This is a genomic window from Pseudomonas sp. 22189 (assembly GCF_052045635.1).
In the GTDB taxonomy this organism is placed as follows: Bacteria; Pseudomonadota; Gammaproteobacteria; order Pseudomonadales; family Pseudomonadaceae; genus Aquipseudomonas; species Aquipseudomonas parakoreensis.
In genome coordinates this window covers 1-978 of record NZ_JBQEPG010000063.1, presented here as the reverse complement: position 1 = coordinate 978, position 978 = coordinate 1, and the positions used below count along the sequence as shown (strand labels likewise).

The following is a 978-nucleotide window of genomic DNA, read 5'->3' as shown; positions in this document are numbered from 1 at the left end:
TGATCTTGATCTTAAAATCAAAGTCAAAAGATCGCAGCCTTCGGCAGCTCCTGCACGGGGCACATTTTCAGTATCACGATCGGTATTTCAATTCGGGATGTTTAAGGTTGTGTGGGCAAAGCAGAACCTTCCCACAATGTTTTCAGGTTGTCCCTCGGACGTCCGCTCTCTAGCCTGTATGGGTCGCTGCCAAATCAGCGATCGGGATTGGAACCCCGGAGAACGTGTCAGCGCCAAAGCGTCTTTCATGACGTATGCTTGCCCATCTTCATGGTGTGCAGTCTGTAATGGCGGCTGTGCGTGGGAGACTTTCGAGTCTGCCGGGTTTCTCCGTTCCCCGGGTTCCAACCTGCGTACAGCTGCCACCCCATCGCGTGGAACCGATCGGGTCAGCTCCAACGTTTTGAAGGAGAAAAACCATGAAAAAGCCAACACCGAATCCGCCCGAAACAGACACGCCTGCAGACCCCGATCCAACATCCCCCTACGCCGCCATCGACACCCACAAACTCCACGAAGCCGCCGACCGCGCCCTCGACTACTACCTCAAGCCCGCACCGCCCATCATGGCCACACCTTACACCGCCAACGCGCTGTTCCTGGTCAACCCCAACGCCGACACCGAATCCCTGCTGGCCAACGCTTGCGAATCCCTGGCCTCGGCCACGGTGATGCTCGGTGACTTCGCCGCGCTGCTGGAGGGCACGCATCGCAAGACGCTGCTCGGCATCACGCAGGTGGTCATGCTTGGCGAATTGGCGGTGAACAAAGCGCTGGATAACGTCGAACCCAGCGCCTGACCAATGTCTTCTGTAGGCGCTGCCGAAGGCTGCGATCTTTTGATCTTGATCTTAAAAAACAAAATCAAGGGATCGCAGCCTGCGGCAGCTCCTTGTATCTCGACTATCGCTCCGTCAGGAGCGATAGTTCTCGACTGATCATCGAGGGAGGGACTTGGAAGCCGTGCAGCTCCTTAGG

The 978-nt window shown here is 56.9% G+C and carries 1 protein-coding gene; it reads left to right on the top strand.

The genetic code is table 11. The features are described from left to right. Nucleotides 1-419: 419 nt before the first annotated feature. The gene (locus ACTJKS_RS27970) at nucleotides 420-800 is read left to right on the top strand and encodes a DUF6124 family protein (RefSeq protein WP_108182328.1); all 381 of its coding nucleotides are present in this window, start codon (nucleotides 420-422) and stop codon (nucleotides 798-800) included. The last annotated feature ends 178 nt before the right edge of the window (nucleotides 801-978 follow it).